Consider the following 17907-nt stretch of genomic DNA (forward strand, 5'->3'; position numbering starts at 1 on the left):
ATTTATTTCTCTATTAAATTTACAATTTCATTGTCTTCAGGAAAACGTCCTAATTTTTTTTTGGAAAAAATTAGCTCTCCGTTTTTGACTACTTCAAAAACACCACCTCCAGAAGCGATAAGTTTTGCTTCAATGGAAAAATGCTTTTGCAATTCTGCGGCCAAACTGGCCGCTGTAGGGTAATAATTTCACTGTTTACAGTATTCTATCGATATTTTCATGTGTTTTCCTATATAAAATAAGCAAAGCCTAAAATTGTTTGCGCATAAATCATCATCAAATACATATGTTGCCATGATGGATGATTTTCAGTGGTGGTTAGTGAATGTGGATCGCGTAGTATCAAGTATACAACGTAACTTCCCCATAGACATAATGATATACCCAAAAATACAAGCACATAGGCATTTCCATGTAGAACCTCTAAGTATACTCCTAAAGGAAATAATAAAAATGGGATGATAAATGATGGAGAAATTAGCCATGCGCTTTTTGTAACTCCGAAAGCTATTGGCAAAGTAATACAGTCTCCATGTTTATCACCTTCCATGTCAGCATAATCTTTAGTTGATGTTGCTCCTAGCAAAAACAGAGCAAAAATAAGTCCGATGTACCAGGCTTCTACGTACCAAATAGGCAGTAAAATTCCCCACCCTGCGACCTTCATAAGTAAACCACGAGGAATGACGATTGTCATCGTTGCTGACCACCAATAACGTTTAGTACGCAGTGGTGGCATAGAATAAATAAGCGTGCAAAAAGCAGCGATGAATACCATTATTGCGAATTCATAGCTTAAAGAGATTGCTATTAAGATGGAAAGAATATAAAGGGCAATAGACACAATCCATGCTGATTTTAATGTTATTTTTCCCGAAGGTAAAGGACGTTGTGGTTTATTTATACAATCTATTTTGTAATCGTAGATTTGATTTAAGGCATTACTAGCACCATTGAGAATAGCACCTGTAAAACCACCTAAAAGTATTTTACATAAAATCCACCACCACGGATCACTAAATGACTTATACCCAACTCCCCAAGCAACAAACGAACCACTCATAATTCCAATAGCAGGAGCAAGTAGAGTAAAGGGTCTTAGTAGAGTAAAATACGCTTTCATATATAGCTATTTATCACAATTGGTTTGTTATTTTCGTCTATGGCAACATAAACCACCGTAGCTTCTGTTACATCTAATGTTGTTTGAAATCCATCTTTCCAACGATCAACAACTACGCGTACTTGGATAGTGATCGATGTTTTTCCTACTTTGGTTGTTTCGGTATAAAAACTTACAATATCTCCGACAAAGACTGGCGAAATAAAAGTCACTTCTTTTAGAGAAACTGTAACTACTTTTTGAGAAGTGTGACGTCTTGCTTCTATTGCTCCTGCGAGGTCGATATTGCTTAAAATAACACCACCGAAAATAGTGCCCACACCGTTGGTGTCTTTTGGCAACATAGTTAGACGTATACTTGGTTGGTCATTGCGATCCATTTGTTAACTCCAATTTACCTTTAGACATAATCGTTTTGTCGTCAGCGGTGACAGAAGGGTGCATAGCGACAAGATCCCAGTGTAGCGAAGATTTATTTATTCCGCCGTACATTGTATTTTTACCAATAGCAATGTGTATAGAACCTACGACTTTTTCATCGAGTAGTGTATTACCTATTGTTTCTGGAACGTTTGGATTTAAACCAATTCCAAGTTCTGCGATACAGTCCTTATCACCACTATGCATTTTAAGAACGTTTTCGAAAATTTCTTTACCTTCAGTTGCTGTTACTTGAGAAACACGGCCATTAGTAAAGGTAAGTTCTAAGTCACGTATCCAATTACCATTGTGAAATACCTTTTGGAACAATACGTTGCCGTTGGCTGAATCTTCTATAGGAGAACAGTATACTTCTCCGCAAGGTAAATTTTTTGTTAAATCGCCAGCTGCGACTAAATCTTCTGTAAAACAACCAGTATCTACCCATATAGGGCGATCATTGATGGCGAATTCCAATGTTTTACCATTTTCAGAGGTGATGGTAACTTTTTTGGCCCCTTGCAATTTGTTTTTAATAACGGCTGCTTCCGAAGTTAACTTATCAAGATCAGCCCAAAAAGCACTCCAATATATTTTTTCTAATTTCTCTAGAGATATTCCGTATGTTTCCGCTTTGGGAGCTGTAGGCCATTCCATTATCAGTGCTCGCGATTTTCTTTCTTTGTCGTATTGTGCAATACGCTCATTTCGCAAAGCATTTTTCTTTAAATCTTTACGACGGTCTGCGGCTAGCGAATAGTTCGGATAAAGTATAAACTCCACATCTACTTGGTCTTGTAAATCACGTATACCTTTGGGGATTTTCCCAATGTGCTCATCATCTATTTCGTTTATTAAAGCGATGGTTGTTTCGTCGTCACGTATGTCGAGGATTCCATATCCACCGTTTTTGTGAACATAAATTTGTATTTTTGTTAGTAGAGGGTACTGATGTATACCACCGCGGATATTGACAATTTCGTTTGGTTTTACTCTCAGACATTTATTTACTATGTGTTCAGCAACTTTGTCTATGTCTGAAATATGAGGAAAATTAATATTATTCATTTTTTTTAATGCCTTAGTACAAGAACAGCTTTTTAATTGTATATTAACTTGTGTTTGTGTTATGATTATATAGGGCACATTGACATTTGTCTTCCTTATAATTTGGCTATTTTAGAGATTAACTTTGTTACTTTTCAATTGTAATGCATAACTTTATACTTTCAAGTTGCCTCGCTACTCCTTAAAATAACTCGCATTATAAAAATTTAAAATGTCATTAGTCTTGGAAAAACCACGTCAAATAAAAGATGTTACAAAAAAATTCTAGGATACGCGATATTTCAGATCTGCTTCGCGTGTAGTCATAGTTTAAATATAATTTAGACGAACATCCTAATAAAATCCGGCAAACGAAATGCAATCATCATGTATATAGGTAACTACAACAAAAGAGAATTGCTCGAAGTCAATTTACATTATTTGCATTCCCAGGAAAAATTAACAGAAGAAACTGATTTTTTTTTACGACGAATGTACAATTACCCACACAATATATATTCTTTTATAAAAGAAGTGTGGGAAGTGCAAGGGGCAAAAGAAATAAACAGCAACACCAATTCTATTGATAACCGTTATGCTCTTATCTGTAAAACACCTATTGGTAGTGGTGGTATGGGAGAAGTATATCCTTTTTGGGATGCACAGGAAGAAAAGGTTGTTGCTTTTAAAATAGCTAAATTGGTATCTGCTGCTAGTGGCGAGAACAGAAGATTACTTCGAGAAGGAGAAGTTCTCAAAAGGCTACACGAGGTTCACCCTAATGTTGTGAAGTACCAAGATTTACGTATTGAAAAATTCGGCGATTTGTTTCGAGAAGATGCTATATGCCTTATTATGGAATATGTAGAGGGACGTTCGCTAAAAGAATTTGCTTTGCGCAAGGGTTTGTACTGGTATGATATGTGTCGTAGAGAAAATAAAAAACTTGACCAACTTTTGCAAAGTAATGTCAATTATATTTGTACTATTGCAAAAGCACTACAAGCTCTACACAAAAAAGGTTTAGTTCATCGCGATATCAAACCAACAAATATTATCATAAGCAATGATGTGCCTATTTTGATTGATTTTGGAATTGCCCAAAGAATAGAAGCGGAAGGATACTTGCGAACAATTTGTAGTATGGCTTCTAATATTGGAACACCACCGTTTATGGATCCAGGAACTGCTCTATCATTTATTGATCTTTTACATTTACAAAAAGATGTACAAGAAAAGTCTTGGGAGGAGTTTTTACGAAATGCAAGAAAACCTTTACTGGAATATCCCACAAAAATGAAGCCTTTAAGAAAGAAAATCAAACAAATAAAGGCAAAATTATTTTTTGACAAATGGGTGTATCGCAAATCTCAAAAAATAGATAATGAGAGTTGGCAAGAAGTAGATAAAATTATTAATGAAATACGTTTCTGTTCTGATCCAAAAGAAGATGTATATTCGTTAGGAGCGACTCTTTATTGGTGTTTAACTGGGGAAACTCTTTTTTCCAATCCCGAACAAGCAAGAATGTACTATCACAATCCGTCAAAAATTCATTTAGTTAGACGTATGAACATCGTTGATTTTAAACAGCCTAAAAAAATTATTAAAGCCGTCAAAAAATTAGAAAAAATTATTCAAAATACTCTTAACCCAAACCCAGTAAAACGCTGGACTTGTGAAAAACTAATTAAATCTTTAGAGCCATTTGCCAGTAATTTATATAGTCGGTGAGATTATGCTATTTGATGATGAATTATTACCAGAAAATATATTGACGCTTTTTCCAGAGTGTTATCAAAGAACGCAGGTTCTTGCGCAAGGTGGTATGGGTTGGGTATACAGCGCTATTTACCAAGGAAAAAAAGTATGCTTGAAAATTCCTTCCCTATCTTCTAAAAACAAGATGGCGGAGTTTATGATGCGCTTCCAGGTGGAAAGAGATACTGTTTTTAATTTGAGCCATCCGCGGATAGTTAGAGGTATTTCGCGTGGTGAACTCGAGTATGACAAGGATATGACTATTCCGTATTACAGCATGGAATACTGCGAAGGTGGTACACTACGCGATAAATTGAATAAAGATTTTCGTATTGGAAAACATGAAGCTCTCAACATCATTGTTGAAATTGCAAGTGCACTTGATTATTTTCACAAAACAAATTGTGTATACCGCGATTTGAAACCTGAGAATATTTTTTTTGATGGGCATAATAAACCAAAATTAGGCGATTTTGGAACAATAAAAGATCCCGAAATATTTCTAACGCAAAAAGGTGATGTAGTTGGCTCGTTTTATTATTGTGCTCCAGAACAGCTTCTAAATCAAAAACTAGATAAGCGTGTAGATATTTTTGCTTTGGGACTTATTTTATTTGAAATGATTACTGGAAGAAAAATTGGCGATCAAATCACTGACTTCTGGAAAAAACAAAATGCTTTATCCGCGTTACAGTATGACCCGTTTTTATGGGAATTGTGCTCATCTATGCTAGCTGAAAAAGAACATAGGTTACCTTCTATGTCTCAGGTTGTAGACAAAATATACAGTAGTCGTGGTGGAGCGAAGAAGAAGTTTAGTGCACTGAAGTATTATGCCAAAGATTGGTGGTATGGTAAACATTTTCAACGACATTCTTTACATCGCAGTGAGATTATTGGTGCTTTACAAAAGATCACTGATTTGATTGAACAATATTCGATAGAAGATATTGCGGTTGAGATAGTACGCAAATTGAAACCTTTTCCTATACATCTAATTGCTAATGAGATCCCTGGATTTTTAACAGCACTACCGTTACCTTCTAATGAAAAATTAGCAAAAGCACTTTGTTGTACGCGCAATAAAAAATGGTTGAGTTACTTAATTAATCATTTAGTTGTACATTCAGCACATGACGATACCGCAGTACTTCTTACATACATGCTTCTTCTAAATCCAGAAGAACGTGGATTACGTAAAAAAATAGCGAAAGCATTAGAACAAATATGGTGTGAAGAACAAATAGTTGCACTTTTGGATTTATTTGACGGTGATTATAAACACCTGGATTCTTTTTACGGTGAAGAGTATTATGCAGCGTTTCCTATTGTGATAAATGTTCTTAGAACATGTAATGATGTTGCTCTTGAAAAGAGGTGTTTATCTGTACTGGCTTCTGTTTCTCGAGCATTAGAAAGTACTGCTTCTATTTTTGTTGAATTTTTTGATTGTAATGATAGCGATGTACGCGAAATGTGTGCTTTTGCTTTAGGAAAAATGCTACCCTACAGTAATGAGGTACTTCCTTATTTGCTTTCAGGACTCGTTGACTCTGCTTATAAAGTGCGATATGCATGCGCATTTGCGCTTGGCACAAAAAATCGTGGAAGCACAGAGATTTCAGCGCTTATTACCGGACTATACGATGTTCATCCGCTTGTGCGCAAAACATGTGCTAAATCTTTAGGTAAAATAGGGCAACCTATTCCCCAAGTGTTAGATAACTTAGTGGAAAGACTTATTGATCGCGATAGTTCTGTACGCAAAAGCTGCGCCGACTCATTGTTTTCATTGAAGTGGTCTCCCAAAAATAAAGAACAGGCTCTATGGTGGGAAGCAGCAAAAGAAAATTGGTCGTATCTTTCTGAAAACTATCAAGAAGCACGGGACATTGTTGAATATTTATTGTTAGATAACAACAACCGCATTCGCATTGCTTGTATAAAAATCGTAGAAAAAGATAGGGAGTATTTTGATGTTTATCTTCCTCTTTTAATTCTAGGATTAAAGAACATGCGTAGCAAAAAATATCGTCGTATATGTGCAAAAGCACTAAAAAACTTAGAGTGGCAAGCCAATACGCGTGAGAATTACGCTTGGTTCTTAGTTGAAAATAAAGAGTGGGATTTGTTACCTCTTTTGGGAGTAAATTGTATTCCTGCGATTTATCAAAATTTAAAAGATGGAGATAGTGAAACTCGCGTACAGATATTGCGAGCATTGACGAAGATAAATGTTATTGATAGCAAGACAATCGGACTTATTAGTAATGGTTACAAAGAGAAATATCGAGATGTTCGCATTGAATACGCTAATTGCTTGGCGCTTATGAAAATTTTTACTATTAAAGATGCTCTGGAATTCATGAAAACAATTGAAAATTTTGATGAAAATACGCAGCAGTTCTGGAGTATAGTACTTGAAAGTAAGAAAAAAAATCGCAAAAGTTTGGCACAGGTTAGAGACACTAGTATCAGCATGCGTATTACCTATATTAGCTCGATTACCCCTGAGCAACTCGATAATAAACATGTAGAATTTTTACTCAAACAGTTGCAAAGTCGCTATGTTTACTATCAATTGCTTTGTTTGAAAGTTTTGGCGCAAGTACCAAAAACAAATCGCAAAAGCATAAAAAAAATAATAGCTCACTTATTACTTTTACTTAAAAGTAACAATCCAGAACTTCAAGTGGCAAGTGTACAAATTATTAGTACATTTTGTTATGCAGATAAACATATTATACGAACACTTACCCTAACTTTAGCAGACAATAATGATATTGTGAGTTCCGCTGTTGAATTAGCGCTAACAAGATTAAAAGACATCGCTATTCCATTTTTGTTTAGTGAAATAGAAAATTGCACTAATAAAGATGTTTTGAAAAAGGTGTTACTCGTAATTAAAAAAACACACTCAAGTAGTTTGTTGTGCGCAGGTTTAAAACATAGCCATCCACGTGTACGGATGATATGTGGTAAAAGATTACGAGAAGTTGTTTATAGTAAAAAAGAAGCGCTTTTTATTATACCTTGTCTAATGGAGTGTGCAAATAGTTTAGATTTACCATTTGTAGATGTGTGTGTAGATGGACTTCAGCATATAAGTTGTCGTGTTGAAGATGATATTGATATATTTATTGAGTCTTTAGCCCATCCTAATCGCAAAGTACGTAAAGTATGTAAAGCAATTGTTACGCGTAAAGGAAAAAAAGCGACAAATAAACTTATACACTATTTTGTAAATGGACCTTCTTCCATCAGTTACCGCTGCGCAGAAATTTTGGAGCAACTAGGTTCTAAAGCTATTTATAACTTGATGCATTCTGTGGCTAAGGATTTTAATGTACGAGAAATTAACAAAAAAATTACTAGCTCTTATCTGAGTATGCCGCAAAATAAAAAATTACAATTGAAAAAAGAAGATAGCGATAAATATTTTGCTCTTTCCAAAAAGACCACGTCATCTTTTAAGTTGACTAAGCGCATTGATACTAAAGAAATAAGTGATCTTTCTTTGCCTGAAAATAAGAGCATACGCAAAATAGCACCACAATACGCTTTAGGTTTTGAAACGGAGAGTTGTAGCGGTTTACGTTTGACTAGTCGAGATGTTTCCCTTGGAGAAGCTGTCGATGACATGACTTTTTCTCAAGAGAAGGTTATTGAAAAAAAATTACCAGTTCAAGAAAAAAAAAGCTCACAAGTTCGCAGTGAAGATTAAGAGATTCTAAGAAAAAATAAAAAGGAGATAAAAAACTATGTGCTCGTTATTTTCAGAATTTCCATCTGTCTCTAGTGAAGAGTGGAGGAATAAAATTTCCCAAGAATTAAAAGAGCGCGATTTTTCTGAAATTATCTCTCAAGTAGATGACGACATTACTGTAGAGCCCTTTTACCAAAAAACTAGTGATAATTTTAGTCCTTTTTGTCGTAGTAAAGAATCTATGTATCGATCAAGTTCTTGGATTCCGTTTATTCCTGTAAATAACAACACTTCTATTACTTCTTTGCTTGACTACGGGCAGAAAAATATTGAATTGATTTTTGACGACTACTGTGGAAACAATGGTATTGTTATTGAAAAAGATTTGGATTTTTTACTGCAGAAAATAAATTTAAACGAAGCAAATGTATACTTTGCTGGAAATCTTCATGCTATTTCTGTACTTGAATTGATAAAAATATATAAAGAAAAATACGATCTCAATATTTGTGGAAGCATAGACAACGACCCTATTGTCCAGTTACTTTCTCGCAGTGAATTATGTGAAAAAGAAGATTTTTTACGTTGTAAAAATGTTGTTGAAAATACTCTTGATATGCCTAATTTTTTAGGAATCACTATTCAAGGCCAAAGTTTTCAAGAAATGGGATGTAGTTATGTTGATGAATTGGCTTTTTCTTTTGCTACAGCAATTGAATATTGCGATCAATTAAGTAATCTTGGTTTATCTCACGAGCAAATAATTAGCAATATGCAATTTCGTTTTAATGTTTCGGGAAATTATTTTGTGGAAATTGCTAAACTGCGTGCTGCAAAATTATTATGGGCAAATATTGCTTCACAGTTTGATTTGCCAAAATCTTTTCCTGTTAGGATACATGCAACGACAAGTATGTGGAACAAATCTTTAGAAGATAGACATACGAATATTATTAGAACAACAATCGAAGCTATGGCCGCTGTTGTTTCTGGTTGCAGTGCTCTTACTGTTTATCCTTACGATTATCCTGATGCGTCAAACATGGCTGTGCGCGTAGCAAAAAATATACACCATATATTAAAAGAAGAAGCTTTTTTTGATGAATGTCTAAACGCTACGTCAGGTTCTTATTATATTGAATACCTAACTAATGAACTTGCCACTCGTGCTTGGTCTGCTATACAAAAAATAGAAAAAGAAGGTGGGTTTTGCGAAGCATTGCGTCGGAATTACATTCAAGAAAGAATTGCGGCTCAAAGAAAAAAAAAGCAACAAGATATTTTGCTAAAAAAGATGATATTCGTCGGAGTGAATAAATACAGAAAAGACTCAGCAGCTATAAAGAAAAAGGTTGTTGAAGATACACATATCGAAAAAACAATAGGAGATTTGACTTCTGCCAAAGAAGTCAAAAAATCGCTCACTACGCATGATTACAATAGTGTTGCTAAATCACTTTGCTTTACACGTTCTAAGTGTGCAGTAAAGGTTGAAAAAATTAGTGTCACAATGTTGTCGGAAATGGATTGATGAGTTTTGAACAAAGCAAAAAAAATATAGCTCTAGGTTATAATTCTTTGATTATACTTGTTGGTGTCTCTGGATCAGGTAAATCTACTTTTGCGAAGAAAAATTTTTCTGAAAGTACGCGCGTTTCAACAGATGAATGTCGGCGGCTCATTTGTGGCTCGCATTTCAATCAAAGGGTTTCAGACGATGCTTTTGAGGTGTTTTACACTATTATAGATAAAAGACTGAAAAATGGTTATCCTACCATTGCTGACTCAACGGCATTAAAAAGAAAATATCGACAGCGTCTTACTAAATTAGCTGAAAAATATAAATTTAATACTGTTTTAGTTCTATTTGATTTACCGTTACAGGTTTGTATTGACCAAGATAAAAAGCGTAAAAATCGCGCTGTTGGTGAACAAGTTATAACAAGACAACATAAAGATTTGCAAAAAACTAAAGTTCAGTTAGAGCAAGAACAATATGATCAAGTTATCATTTACAACGATGTAGAACAAACACACTCTTCACACTTTCGCTACACTCATCCCAATGTTGAAAAAAATGATTTAGGTCCTTTTGATATTATTAGTAGTATTGATGGTTGTTATAATGAACTGCAAAAATTGTTAGGTCAGCTAGAATACCAAAAAAATCATGAAGGCATATATTATCATTACAAACGAAGAAAAATTGTAATACTTGGTGATATTTGTACTAAAGGACCACATAATATTGCAACCTTCCAGTTAGTATATGATATGTGCCAAAATAATTGCGCTTACTATTTACCGGGAGATGAGTGCGAAAAACTCTATAATTATTTTAGAAATAATGACACTGCAATTCAGAGTAGCTTAGAACCAATGATTCGCGAACTTGAAAAGCTTTCTGATCACCAAAAATCTAAATTTGTGATGCAATTTGAAGAGCTATATGAAAAATCACCAGTGTATTTAATACTTGCTGATGGAGAGCTTGTTGTCTCTCATGCAGGAATTCTAGGGAAGTGGATTGGACAATTAAATAAAAAAATACAGTCTTTTTGTATTCATGGTAGTGCTCACGTTGATGACTGGTATAAAAATTATTATGGAAAATCGCACATTGTATATGGACATCCTCACACAGAAACAGCATGTTGGAAAAATCATACCATAAATATCAATTTAAATGTGGTTTGCGGTGGACAATTATGTGCTTTGCGTTATCCTGAAAAGCAAATTGTTGCCGTAGATGCAAACCAAAAATATTATGAGGCTAAGAACTAGAGAATTACTATGGATACTTTTAACCCAAAAACTATTAAAGAATTTCGATTTCTCGATTGGAAGTTTGACGAAAAAACTTATACAGTATACTTGCGTTACGCTTTTGATAACGACCATATTTTTACAGAAGAATTTTCATTTCCAGTTCCTACATTTGCTTTAACTGATAAAAAACGTGAAGCTTTAGAAGCCTGTTTGAAAAACCTTCACTTGGCAGCAGGCATTAGTTACTATAAAGCAGCGATTCCCAATAAAATTACCATTGAAAACTATGTAATCTCTCCTGAGACCGCTCGTTTTTTTAATAAGTTATATTTGTACGGTTTGGGGGAGTTCGCGTATAAAAATAAAGTAGATTTGCAAGGGCATATTTCTTTTCCGTATGTTAATGAACCTTTTCCTTCTGCTTCCAAAATTGAATTAGGTAATCGTATGGCGGTACCTGTTGGTGGAGGAAAAGACTCTATTGTGACGATTGAAACTCTAAAAAAATTATCCATTCCACTACTGCTTATTTCCGTTGGTAATGCTTCTCCTATTATTAAAACTGCTGAAGTTGCAAAGTTACCGCATATTGTAATAAAGCGTAAAATTTCGCCGCTTATTTTAGAGCTCAACGAGCTCGGTGCTTTAAACGGACATGTTCCTATTTCTGCAATTATTTCTTTTGCAATAGCAGTGGCAGCTGTTCTTTACGATTTTAATTACATTGTTATGTCCAATGAGAGGTCAGCAAATATTGGAAATTTATGGCATGACGGTATTGAAATTAATCATCAATACAGCAAAAGTCTTGAATTTGAAAAAGATATATCTAGTTATCTACAAGAGAATATTCTCGAGAATCTCCGTTATTTTTCTTTTTTACGCCCTTTATCAGAGTTGATGATTTCAAAGGTTTTTTGTGGAAAATGTCAGCCTTATCACGATATTTTTGCAAGTTGCACTACTGCTTTTCGTTTAACTAAATCATTGAGTGATGTAAGGTGGTGTTTAAGTTGTGCAAAATGTCGCTTTGTTTTTGCGATGATGGCTCCCTTTATGTCTAAAGAGAAGCTTATTGATATTTTTGGTAAAAATTTACTTAATGAACAAGAGCAAATATCTGGATTTTTAGAGATTATGGGGTATGGTTCTCACAAACCATTTTCGTGTATTGGAGAATCGGAAGAGACTATCGCTGCCTTTGTTATTCTGAGTAATAAAGTTGAATGGCAAAATGATGTTGTTGTTGCTCATTTCACTCAAGAGATATTGCCAAAACTTACCTTGCCAGATACTTATGTAGAAAATGCTTTGCTATTCTCTGAAAATCACCTATTAGAACCAGATGAAAAAGAGCTGTTGCTAAATAATATTAATTGAGAGTGATTTTAATAAAAAATGGACAATAGAGTACTAAGTTATGATGCCAAATTTATCACAAATTTACGACGATTCTTTTTTTAACGAGTGGGGATGTTATAACGAAAGTTATGTAGCATCTTCGCAGGTTGTAGCTAATATTTTATTAGAACAACTTCAGTTTAAGAGCCTGGTTGATATTGGTTGCGGGTGTGGTACTTACAGTCATTTTTACCAACAAAAAGGAATAGAGGTACTTTCCCTTGATGGTGTTCAACCAGCTTATAAAAACTGTTTTCCCATTAAGATTACGCTTCGGGATTTTACTGTGCCTTTTGAAAATACTTGGGGGGATTTCGATGTTGCTTTATGCTTGGAAGTTGCAGAACACATAGAAGAAAAATTTTTACCACAGTTTTTAGAAAATATTACCCAATTTAGCAATACTTTAATTCTCTCCGCCGCAGATCCATTTCAGGGGGGGCACCATCATGTGAATGAGCAACCTAAAAGATATTGGAAAAAAAAGCTACAAGAAATTGGTTTTGCTTATAATCGTAAAAGGACAGGCCAGTTTTTAGAAAAATTCAAAAAGGTTAAAGCACCTCACATGTGGATGGGTAATAATGTTAGTGTTTATGAAAAAATAGAATAAGATAAGTAAAGTGAATCTCTTTACAGTAGTAGAAGTATATTACTACCGTAAAGAACGTTCATTTTACGTGCTGTCTTCAACTTTTTGTTTTTTGATTGTGGAAGTGAGTTTTTTTTCGCCTTTTTCCCTAGCGACAATTTCAAGATCGTCAACGCGATCAGTTTCGTCTACGATTTCTTTACCCATGAGTTCTTCAAGTATATCCTCTAAGGTTATTACACCTTCAACTCCGCCATATTCATCTAAAACAATCGCCATATGTTGTTGTTGATCCATGAATTCTCGTAGTAGTGACTCTAAAGATTTACTTTTGTATGCAAAAAGAGTGCTTTTACTAAAGTCTTTTACTTGTTTATCTTCATTACCCTCAATAATCGCTGTCATTAGCTCTTGTTTTAGAGCAATGCCTATGACATTGTCGATAGATTCTCCAATAATTGGCATACGACTATGAGGAGATTTGATAATTTTATTTAGACACTCTTTTAATGTATCTTCCGCTTTTAAGTAAGTCATTACTGTACGAGGAGTATCTGATCCACCTACCATTTTATCGTTGAGAAAGAATACGCGTTTGGCTATTTCATATTCGCTATCGTTTATCTTGCCATCGCGATATGCGGCTTTTATTATAGTGAGTACATCGCGCTCTGTCACTTTATTTGCTTGATTACGAGTAATTGCTTCAGTAATTGTGTTTAAAATATAAAGCACTGGTGCCATAACAAAAATAAGAATCTTTAGTGGTCGAGAAATGAGTAAACATACTTTTTCAGAATAGGTATAACCTATCACTTTGGGAATAACTTCGGCAAATAATATGATGAGCATTGTTAGAATACCAGAGCATACACCTAACCAAATTGTTCCCCATGCTTCAATTACAACAGCTGTAACTGTCATACTACCAACTATGTTGATAACATTGTTAAATACCACAATTGTATTTGAAGCACGTCCAATGTCTTTTTTAACTTCGTGTAGTGCCAATGCATCTTTTTTCTTTGTTTCAGCGAGTTGTTGTACGCGAAACAACGAAATGGAAGCCAAAGCTGCTTCAGAACATGAACAAAGTGCAGAACCAATAACAACTAAAAATACGATTATACCTAATTCTATGATTAACATTGCTTACGCATTGTCCTTTTCTTGCTGTTTTTCTCTTCTTTTGCGATCTTCTTCTTCTACAAGTTGGCGCAAGTTTTCTGGAATTGTCATGGCAACTGTTGCAGCTGCACATCGCTCTTGGGTTTTTTCTGAGTTAGACGATACGCCGAATTCACCTAGGTGTGTACCCAGAAAATCTAAACAGCCGCGTTCTGTTTCGAAAAAAGTAAATGGATTAGCGTAATCTTCGATTTTTGCTTTTAAAATCATATTCATCGCACAAAACAAAAAAGTACACTCAGGAAAATTTGTTCGTATTGATTGCGTAAAACTTGCAAATGAGTCACGCGAAATTTGTTTGAGATTTTTCGCTTCTAAGATAAAGTAGCGATTTCCCTCGTTGAATGCCATTTGGATATTTTCAATGAAAGTGTCTACACTTCCTGAATCTAATTCTCCTTGAATTTTGAACAAGCAGACTTTTTCCATTGGACTTTCAACTTCTACAATAAACCCCATGTTGTTCCTTTCTAATGCTAAGCTCTGTCGAGAGCATTGGGTTATTGTTATAGATGAAGGCACACATATATGTGTGCCTTCATTTTTGTACTATAGAGATATAGCTGAAAAATAATATATTATTTTACATGATCTTTTTATTTATTATAGCTGCTATTTTTTATTCACAGAACACTCTAAATAAAAGCTATAAAATTCGATAGATTATTTTTCGCGGCACTCTAAGCTTTCTTTGGTAGAGCTGAGCGGAGTAACATTATAACTACAAGTGCTAATAAACTTACACCTATAAATTTATAAGAGACACCTAAAGAAAGAAGATCTTTTTTACCTGTAATAACAATTGGTATTGCAATAAGAATACCAACAAGGGCTTCGCCTGTTATTAAACCAGAAGCAAACAATAAAGCTCTTGTTTGCGTTGCTTCTCCTTCTGCTTTATCGCTTATTTTAGCAATTGCTTTCTGAGAAATAGCAGCAATAATTCCTCCGATTAAAATCGGAACTGCTAGCTCTATAGGAAGATATATACCTACGGCAACTGCAAGAACAGGAAGACGGAAGTTTGATTTGCGCGATTCTTGAATTTTGTCAAGAATAATGATAACAACAGCAATAGCAGCGCCGATACCGATAAGTAACCATGGTAACCCACCTTCGAAAACACCTTTGGCAACAGAAGCCATTAAGCTCGCTTGTGGTGCGAGAAGAGGATCGGGATGTTCAGCAGTTTTGACGCCTATTCCATAAGCTTTGTCAATTAACATAAGTATAGGTGCAAGAACTAATGCAGCAGAAACAACACCTATCATTTGCATGATTTGCTGCTTCCATGGTGTTGCGCCAACAATGTGTCCGGCTTTTAAGTCTTGTAAGTTATCTCCACCTATTGCTGCTGCACAACATACTACCCCACCGACAAAAATTGCTGCTGCAGGGCCACTTGCGCTATCGGTCATCATATAAGATAAAAGTAGTGATGTAAACAGAATTGTAGCAATAGTAATACCAGAAATCGGATTGTTAGAACTTCCAACAAGGCCTGCCATGTATGCAGCTACAGCTGAAAATAAAAATCCAGCAATTAGCATTACTACGGACATGATTACTGCTGGTATTGGTTCACCGATAACATAGTAATATAAGACAAAAATTGGTATTAAAGATAGCACTAAAGCAAAGGCAACCCAGGTAATTGGTGTATCTTGCTCTGTTCTTGGTAAAACTTCGCCAGCCTTTTTGTTTTTGTACGCTTGTAAGCTGGCATATATACCTTTGGTAATAGGCTTAATTAAGTTTAATAGTGCCCATAATCCACCAACAGCCATTGCTCCAACACCAAGATAACGAGTATGTCCACTCCAAATTTCCCATCCCCAATCTAAGGCGCTTTTATCAGGCAAATCGTGTACGATAGAGAATATAGGGATTGCCCATCCCCAATCGTGAATTGGCCACGGATTCAAAAGTGCAAATGCTGGAATTGCAACGAGCCAGTTGAGAGCACCACCAACAAAGACAAGTATGGCAATGTTGAGCCCGACAATGTAACCCACAGATACAAGAGCAGGTGAAACATTTGATCCGAGATAAAATATACCATTCCCTACCCTACTAGCAATTTCAACTGTGCCACTCCAGGCTTTTAAACCAGTTTCACCGAATTTAAATAGTGCACCGATAATACCAGCGGTGACCATGTACTTTACACTGTCTCCACCTTTATCTCCAGCTTTGAGAACTTCTGCTGTTGCAATTCCTTCTGGGAATTGCAAATTTTCTTCGACAATAAGTGCTTTGCGCAAAGGAACAGTGAATAGAACACCGATGATCCCGCCAAGAGCGGCAATCACAGTTGTTTGCATGTAGTCGAAACCTTGCCAGTGACCTAATATAACAAGAGCTGGCAACGTAAATATAACTCCAGCAGCTAGAGATTCACCGGCAGAAGCAGCGGTTTGTACGATATTGTTTTCTAAAATGTTCGATTCTTTGAACAACTTTAAAATGGCCATAGATAAAACAGCTGCGGGGATAGATGCAGAGACAGTAAGACCTGCGAATAAGCCAAGATATGCGTTAGCTCCCGCTAAAATAATAGATAAAAAGATACCTAAGATCACTGCCTTAAGTGTAATTTCGGGTAGAGACTTGTCATCGTTCACGAAAGATGCCTTTCTAAAAATTAATACCAAAGTGCATCTGGTAGCTTAAATTGAATTTAGATTTGTAATATTCTTATCGCTACCTGATTTGTATTTACAAATTTTACTCTATTCGCTTTTTTCTTTTGCAGAATCTTCTTTTTTTAGAAACTCTACATCATATTCTTCACCAGTCCATTTTTTCAAAACAAAAGCGGCCATTTTTCTTACTGGCAAGACAGGATCATTTAATTTTTTCTTTACTTGAGGAACGAAACTACGGCTTCCAATTTTTCCTAAAGCGCGAATAGAGTTGTAACGAACTGTGGGGTCTTTGTCACTTAGAGTTTTCTCTGCAATTGTACTTGCAGCACTTGAATTTCCAACAATAGCAAGAGCAATAAGTGCATGATTACGTGATTGTGCATTTTTTTCTTCAAGTCCTTTAATTAGAACTGGAAGCGCATCATGATCGTTTTCTTCGGTGACAATACGCGAAAGTGCGAAATAAATCATGCCGCGAACATTATCATTTTGTTCACTACCCAAAGCTCCAAATAGTGCTTCGTGGGGAGTGTCTGCATAACCAATACTTCCAACACTCATCGCTGAATTGCGACGTACTTCTTCATTTTGATCGTTTAAAGCTGATAATAAGTACGGAATTGCGCGTATATCTTCGCAAAATCCCAAAGCAGCAGAGGCAATTATTTTTTGGCCTTCGTCGCCTTCGGATAATCCACCAACTACTTCACTAAAGTGTCCGCGCGTTAAATCGAGTAATCTTTTTTCTGCCGAATGAATGTTTCCGTGATCGCGTAACTTCTGCGCTTTGTTCCATTCGGTTAAAAGTGAATCCATATCTACAAACAGTTTGTTGTTAAAGGAGGCATCATCAAGACCATCTCGGGTAGTTTTAATCTCATCCCATTTGATGTCTTCTTTTTCTGGTTTAGTGTTGCAACCAAACACGATAATACCTAGTACAGCTATAATTATTATATTTCTCATTCGTTTTCCGTGGTTTTGCCACAGCCCCATAAAAGAACCTTCAATCTTAGATGTTGTTGTATGTTAGCATAAGTGATTCGTTGGCGAAAAGGAAAAAACAAAAAATCTAGAACCTGCTCTTTACAACTCGCCAGATCTGTTTACAAGTACCTTGATTTACCTAACACTAGATACAATGTGGTGAAATTGCTAACTTACAACATCAAAAATAATCCTTAATAACTAAGACGCTTTCATTTGTATTAATAGACATTTTTTTTAGGGATACGCCCTACAAAAACTTTCT

At 35.3% G+C, this 17907-nt stretch carries 14 protein-coding genes; 6 read left to right on the top strand and 8 right to left on the bottom strand.

The window, feature by feature from the left end; translation table 11 throughout:
* Nucleotides 1-2: 2 nt before the first annotated feature.
* The 4 genes from UABHE_RS06210 to UABHE_RS06225 are packed head-to-tail and all read right to left on the bottom strand — an operon-like array spanning nt 3 to nt 2611.
* Nucleotides 3-221, bottom strand: a complete 219-nt coding sequence (locus tag UABHE_RS06210) for a SelT/SelW/SelH family (seleno)protein (RefSeq protein ID WP_372369389.1) — start codon at nt 219-221, stop codon at nt 3-5.
* Nucleotides 222-229: 8 nt separating this feature from the next.
* Nucleotides 230-1123, bottom strand: coding sequence for a UbiA family prenyltransferase (locus UABHE_RS06215; RefSeq protein WP_372369390.1), 894 nt, complete (start codon nt 1121-1123; stop codon nt 230-232).
* On the bottom strand, nt 1120-1503 hold the full coding sequence (locus UABHE_RS06220; RefSeq protein WP_372369391.1) for an acyl-CoA thioesterase: 384 nt from the start codon (nt 1501-1503) through the stop codon (nt 1120-1122). Before UABHE_RS06220 ends, UABHE_RS06215 begins: the two co-directional genes overlap by 4 nt.
* Nucleotides 1490-2611 carry an aminopeptidase gene (locus UABHE_RS06225; protein ID WP_372369392.1) on the bottom strand — a complete coding sequence of 374 codons (1122 nt, stop codon included), beginning with the start codon at nt 2609-2611 and terminating at the stop codon, nt 1490-1492. Before UABHE_RS06225 ends, UABHE_RS06220 begins: the two co-directional genes overlap by 14 nt.
* A 366-nt stretch (nt 2612-2977) precedes the next feature.
* Here UABHE_RS06225 and UABHE_RS06230 point away from each other — a divergent pair, with 366 nt between their 5' ends.
* Genes UABHE_RS06230 through UABHE_RS06255 form a run of 6 tightly spaced genes read left to right on the top strand, consistent with a single transcriptional unit; the run spans nt 2978 to nt 12840 of the window.
* Nucleotides 2978-4324 carry a serine/threonine-protein kinase gene (locus UABHE_RS06230; RefSeq protein ID WP_372369393.1) on the top strand — a complete coding sequence of 449 codons (1347 nt, stop codon included), beginning with the start codon at nt 2978-2980 and terminating at the stop codon, nt 4322-4324.
* A 4-nt stretch (nt 4325-4328) separates the two neighbouring features.
* Nucleotides 4329-8075, top strand: coding sequence for a HEAT repeat domain-containing protein (locus UABHE_RS06235; RefSeq protein WP_372369394.1), 3747 nt, complete (start codon nt 4329-4331; stop codon nt 8073-8075).
* A 37-nt stretch (nt 8076-8112) separates the two neighbouring features.
* Complete coding sequence (locus tag UABHE_RS06240; RefSeq protein WP_372369395.1) at nt 8113-9588, top strand: methylmalonyl-CoA mutase family protein; 1476 nt, start codon at nt 8113-8115, stop codon at nt 9586-9588.
* Nucleotides 9588-10841: an AAA family ATPase gene (locus UABHE_RS06245; protein WP_372369396.1), complete on the top strand. Its 1254-nt coding sequence runs from the start codon at nt 9588-9590 to the stop codon at nt 10839-10841. Before UABHE_RS06240 ends, UABHE_RS06245 begins: the two co-directional genes overlap by 1 nt.
* A 9-nt stretch (nt 10842-10850) precedes the next feature.
* Nucleotides 10851-12206, top strand: coding sequence for an endonuclease domain-containing protein (locus UABHE_RS06250; protein WP_372369397.1), 1356 nt, complete (start codon nt 10851-10853; stop codon nt 12204-12206).
* Between the two features lie 40 nt (nt 12207-12246).
* Complete coding sequence (locus tag UABHE_RS06255; RefSeq protein WP_372369398.1) at nt 12247-12840, top strand: class I SAM-dependent methyltransferase; 594 nt, start codon at nt 12247-12249, stop codon at nt 12838-12840.
* A 63-nt stretch (nt 12841-12903) separates the two neighbouring features.
* Here the strand turns inward: UABHE_RS06255 and UABHE_RS06260 are convergent, their stop codons facing one another.
* The 4 genes from UABHE_RS06260 to UABHE_RS06275 all read right to left on the bottom strand — a co-directional run bounded on the left by UABHE_RS06260 (nt 12904) and on the right by UABHE_RS06275 (nt 17621).
* Nucleotides 12904-13968, bottom strand: a complete 1065-nt coding sequence (locus UABHE_RS06260) for a hemolysin family protein (RefSeq protein WP_372369399.1) — start codon at nt 13966-13968, stop codon at nt 12904-12906.
* Between the two features lie 3 nt (nt 13969-13971).
* On the bottom strand, nt 13972-14466 hold the full coding sequence (locus tag UABHE_RS06265; protein WP_372369400.1) for a hypothetical protein: 495 nt from the start codon (nt 14464-14466) through the stop codon (nt 13972-13974).
* Nucleotides 14467-14687: 221 nt separating this feature from the next.
* Nucleotides 14688-16631 carry an OPT family oligopeptide transporter gene (locus tag UABHE_RS06270; RefSeq protein WP_372369401.1) on the bottom strand — a complete coding sequence of 648 codons (1944 nt, stop codon included), beginning with the start codon at nt 16629-16631 and terminating at the stop codon, nt 14688-14690.
* Between the two features lie 108 nt (nt 16632-16739).
* Nucleotides 16740-17621, bottom strand: a complete 882-nt coding sequence (locus UABHE_RS06275) for a HEAT repeat domain-containing protein (RefSeq protein ID WP_372369402.1) — start codon at nt 17619-17621, stop codon at nt 16740-16742.
* Nucleotides 17622-17907 lie beyond the last annotated feature (286 nt).

This window comes from Candidatus Uabimicrobium helgolandensis (genome assembly GCF_041508025.1).
Taxonomy (GTDB): Bacteria; Planctomycetota; Uabimicrobiia; order Uabimicrobiales; family Uabimicrobiaceae; genus Uabimicrobium; species Uabimicrobium helgolandensis.

What these genes read in the sequence shown, in the direction of transcription:
- UABHE_RS06230 (WP_372369393.1), top strand. Translation starts at nt 2,978, where the DNA reads ATGTATATAGGTAACTACAACAAAAGAGAATTGCTCGAAGTCAATTTA.
- UABHE_RS06225 (WP_372369392.1), bottom strand. Translation starts at nt 2,611, where the DNA reads ATGAATAATATTAATTTTCCTCATATTTCAGACATAGACAAAGTTGCT.
- UABHE_RS06275 (WP_372369402.1), bottom strand. Translation starts at nt 17,621, where the DNA reads ATGAGAAATATAATAATTATAGCTGTACTAGGTATTATCGTGTTTGGT.
- UABHE_RS06265 (WP_372369400.1), bottom strand. Translation starts at nt 14,466, where the DNA reads ATGGGGTTTATTGTAGAAGTTGAAAGTCCAATGGAAAAAGTCTGCTTG.
- UABHE_RS06215 (WP_372369390.1), bottom strand. Translation starts at nt 1,123, where the DNA reads ATGAAAGCGTATTTTACTCTACTAAGACCCTTTACTCTACTTGCTCCT.
- UABHE_RS06260 (WP_372369399.1), bottom strand. Translation starts at nt 13,968, where the DNA reads ATGTTAATCATAGAATTAGGTATAATCGTATTTTTAGTTGTTATTGGT.
- UABHE_RS06245 (WP_372369396.1), top strand. Translation starts at nt 9,588, where the DNA reads ATGAGTTTTGAACAAAGCAAAAAAAATATAGCTCTAGGTTATAATTCT.
- UABHE_RS06240 (WP_372369395.1), top strand. Translation starts at nt 8,113, where the DNA reads ATGTGCTCGTTATTTTCAGAATTTCCATCTGTCTCTAGTGAAGAGTGG.
- UABHE_RS06235 (WP_372369394.1), top strand. Translation starts at nt 4,329, where the DNA reads ATGCTATTTGATGATGAATTATTACCAGAAAATATATTGACGCTTTTT.
- UABHE_RS06255 (WP_372369398.1), top strand. Translation starts at nt 12,247, where the DNA reads ATGATGCCAAATTTATCACAAATTTACGACGATTCTTTTTTTAACGAG.
- UABHE_RS06220 (WP_372369391.1), bottom strand. Translation starts at nt 1,503, where the DNA reads ATGGATCGCAATGACCAACCAAGTATACGTCTAACTATGTTGCCAAAA.
- UABHE_RS06250 (WP_372369397.1), top strand. Translation starts at nt 10,851, where the DNA reads ATGGATACTTTTAACCCAAAAACTATTAAAGAATTTCGATTTCTCGAT.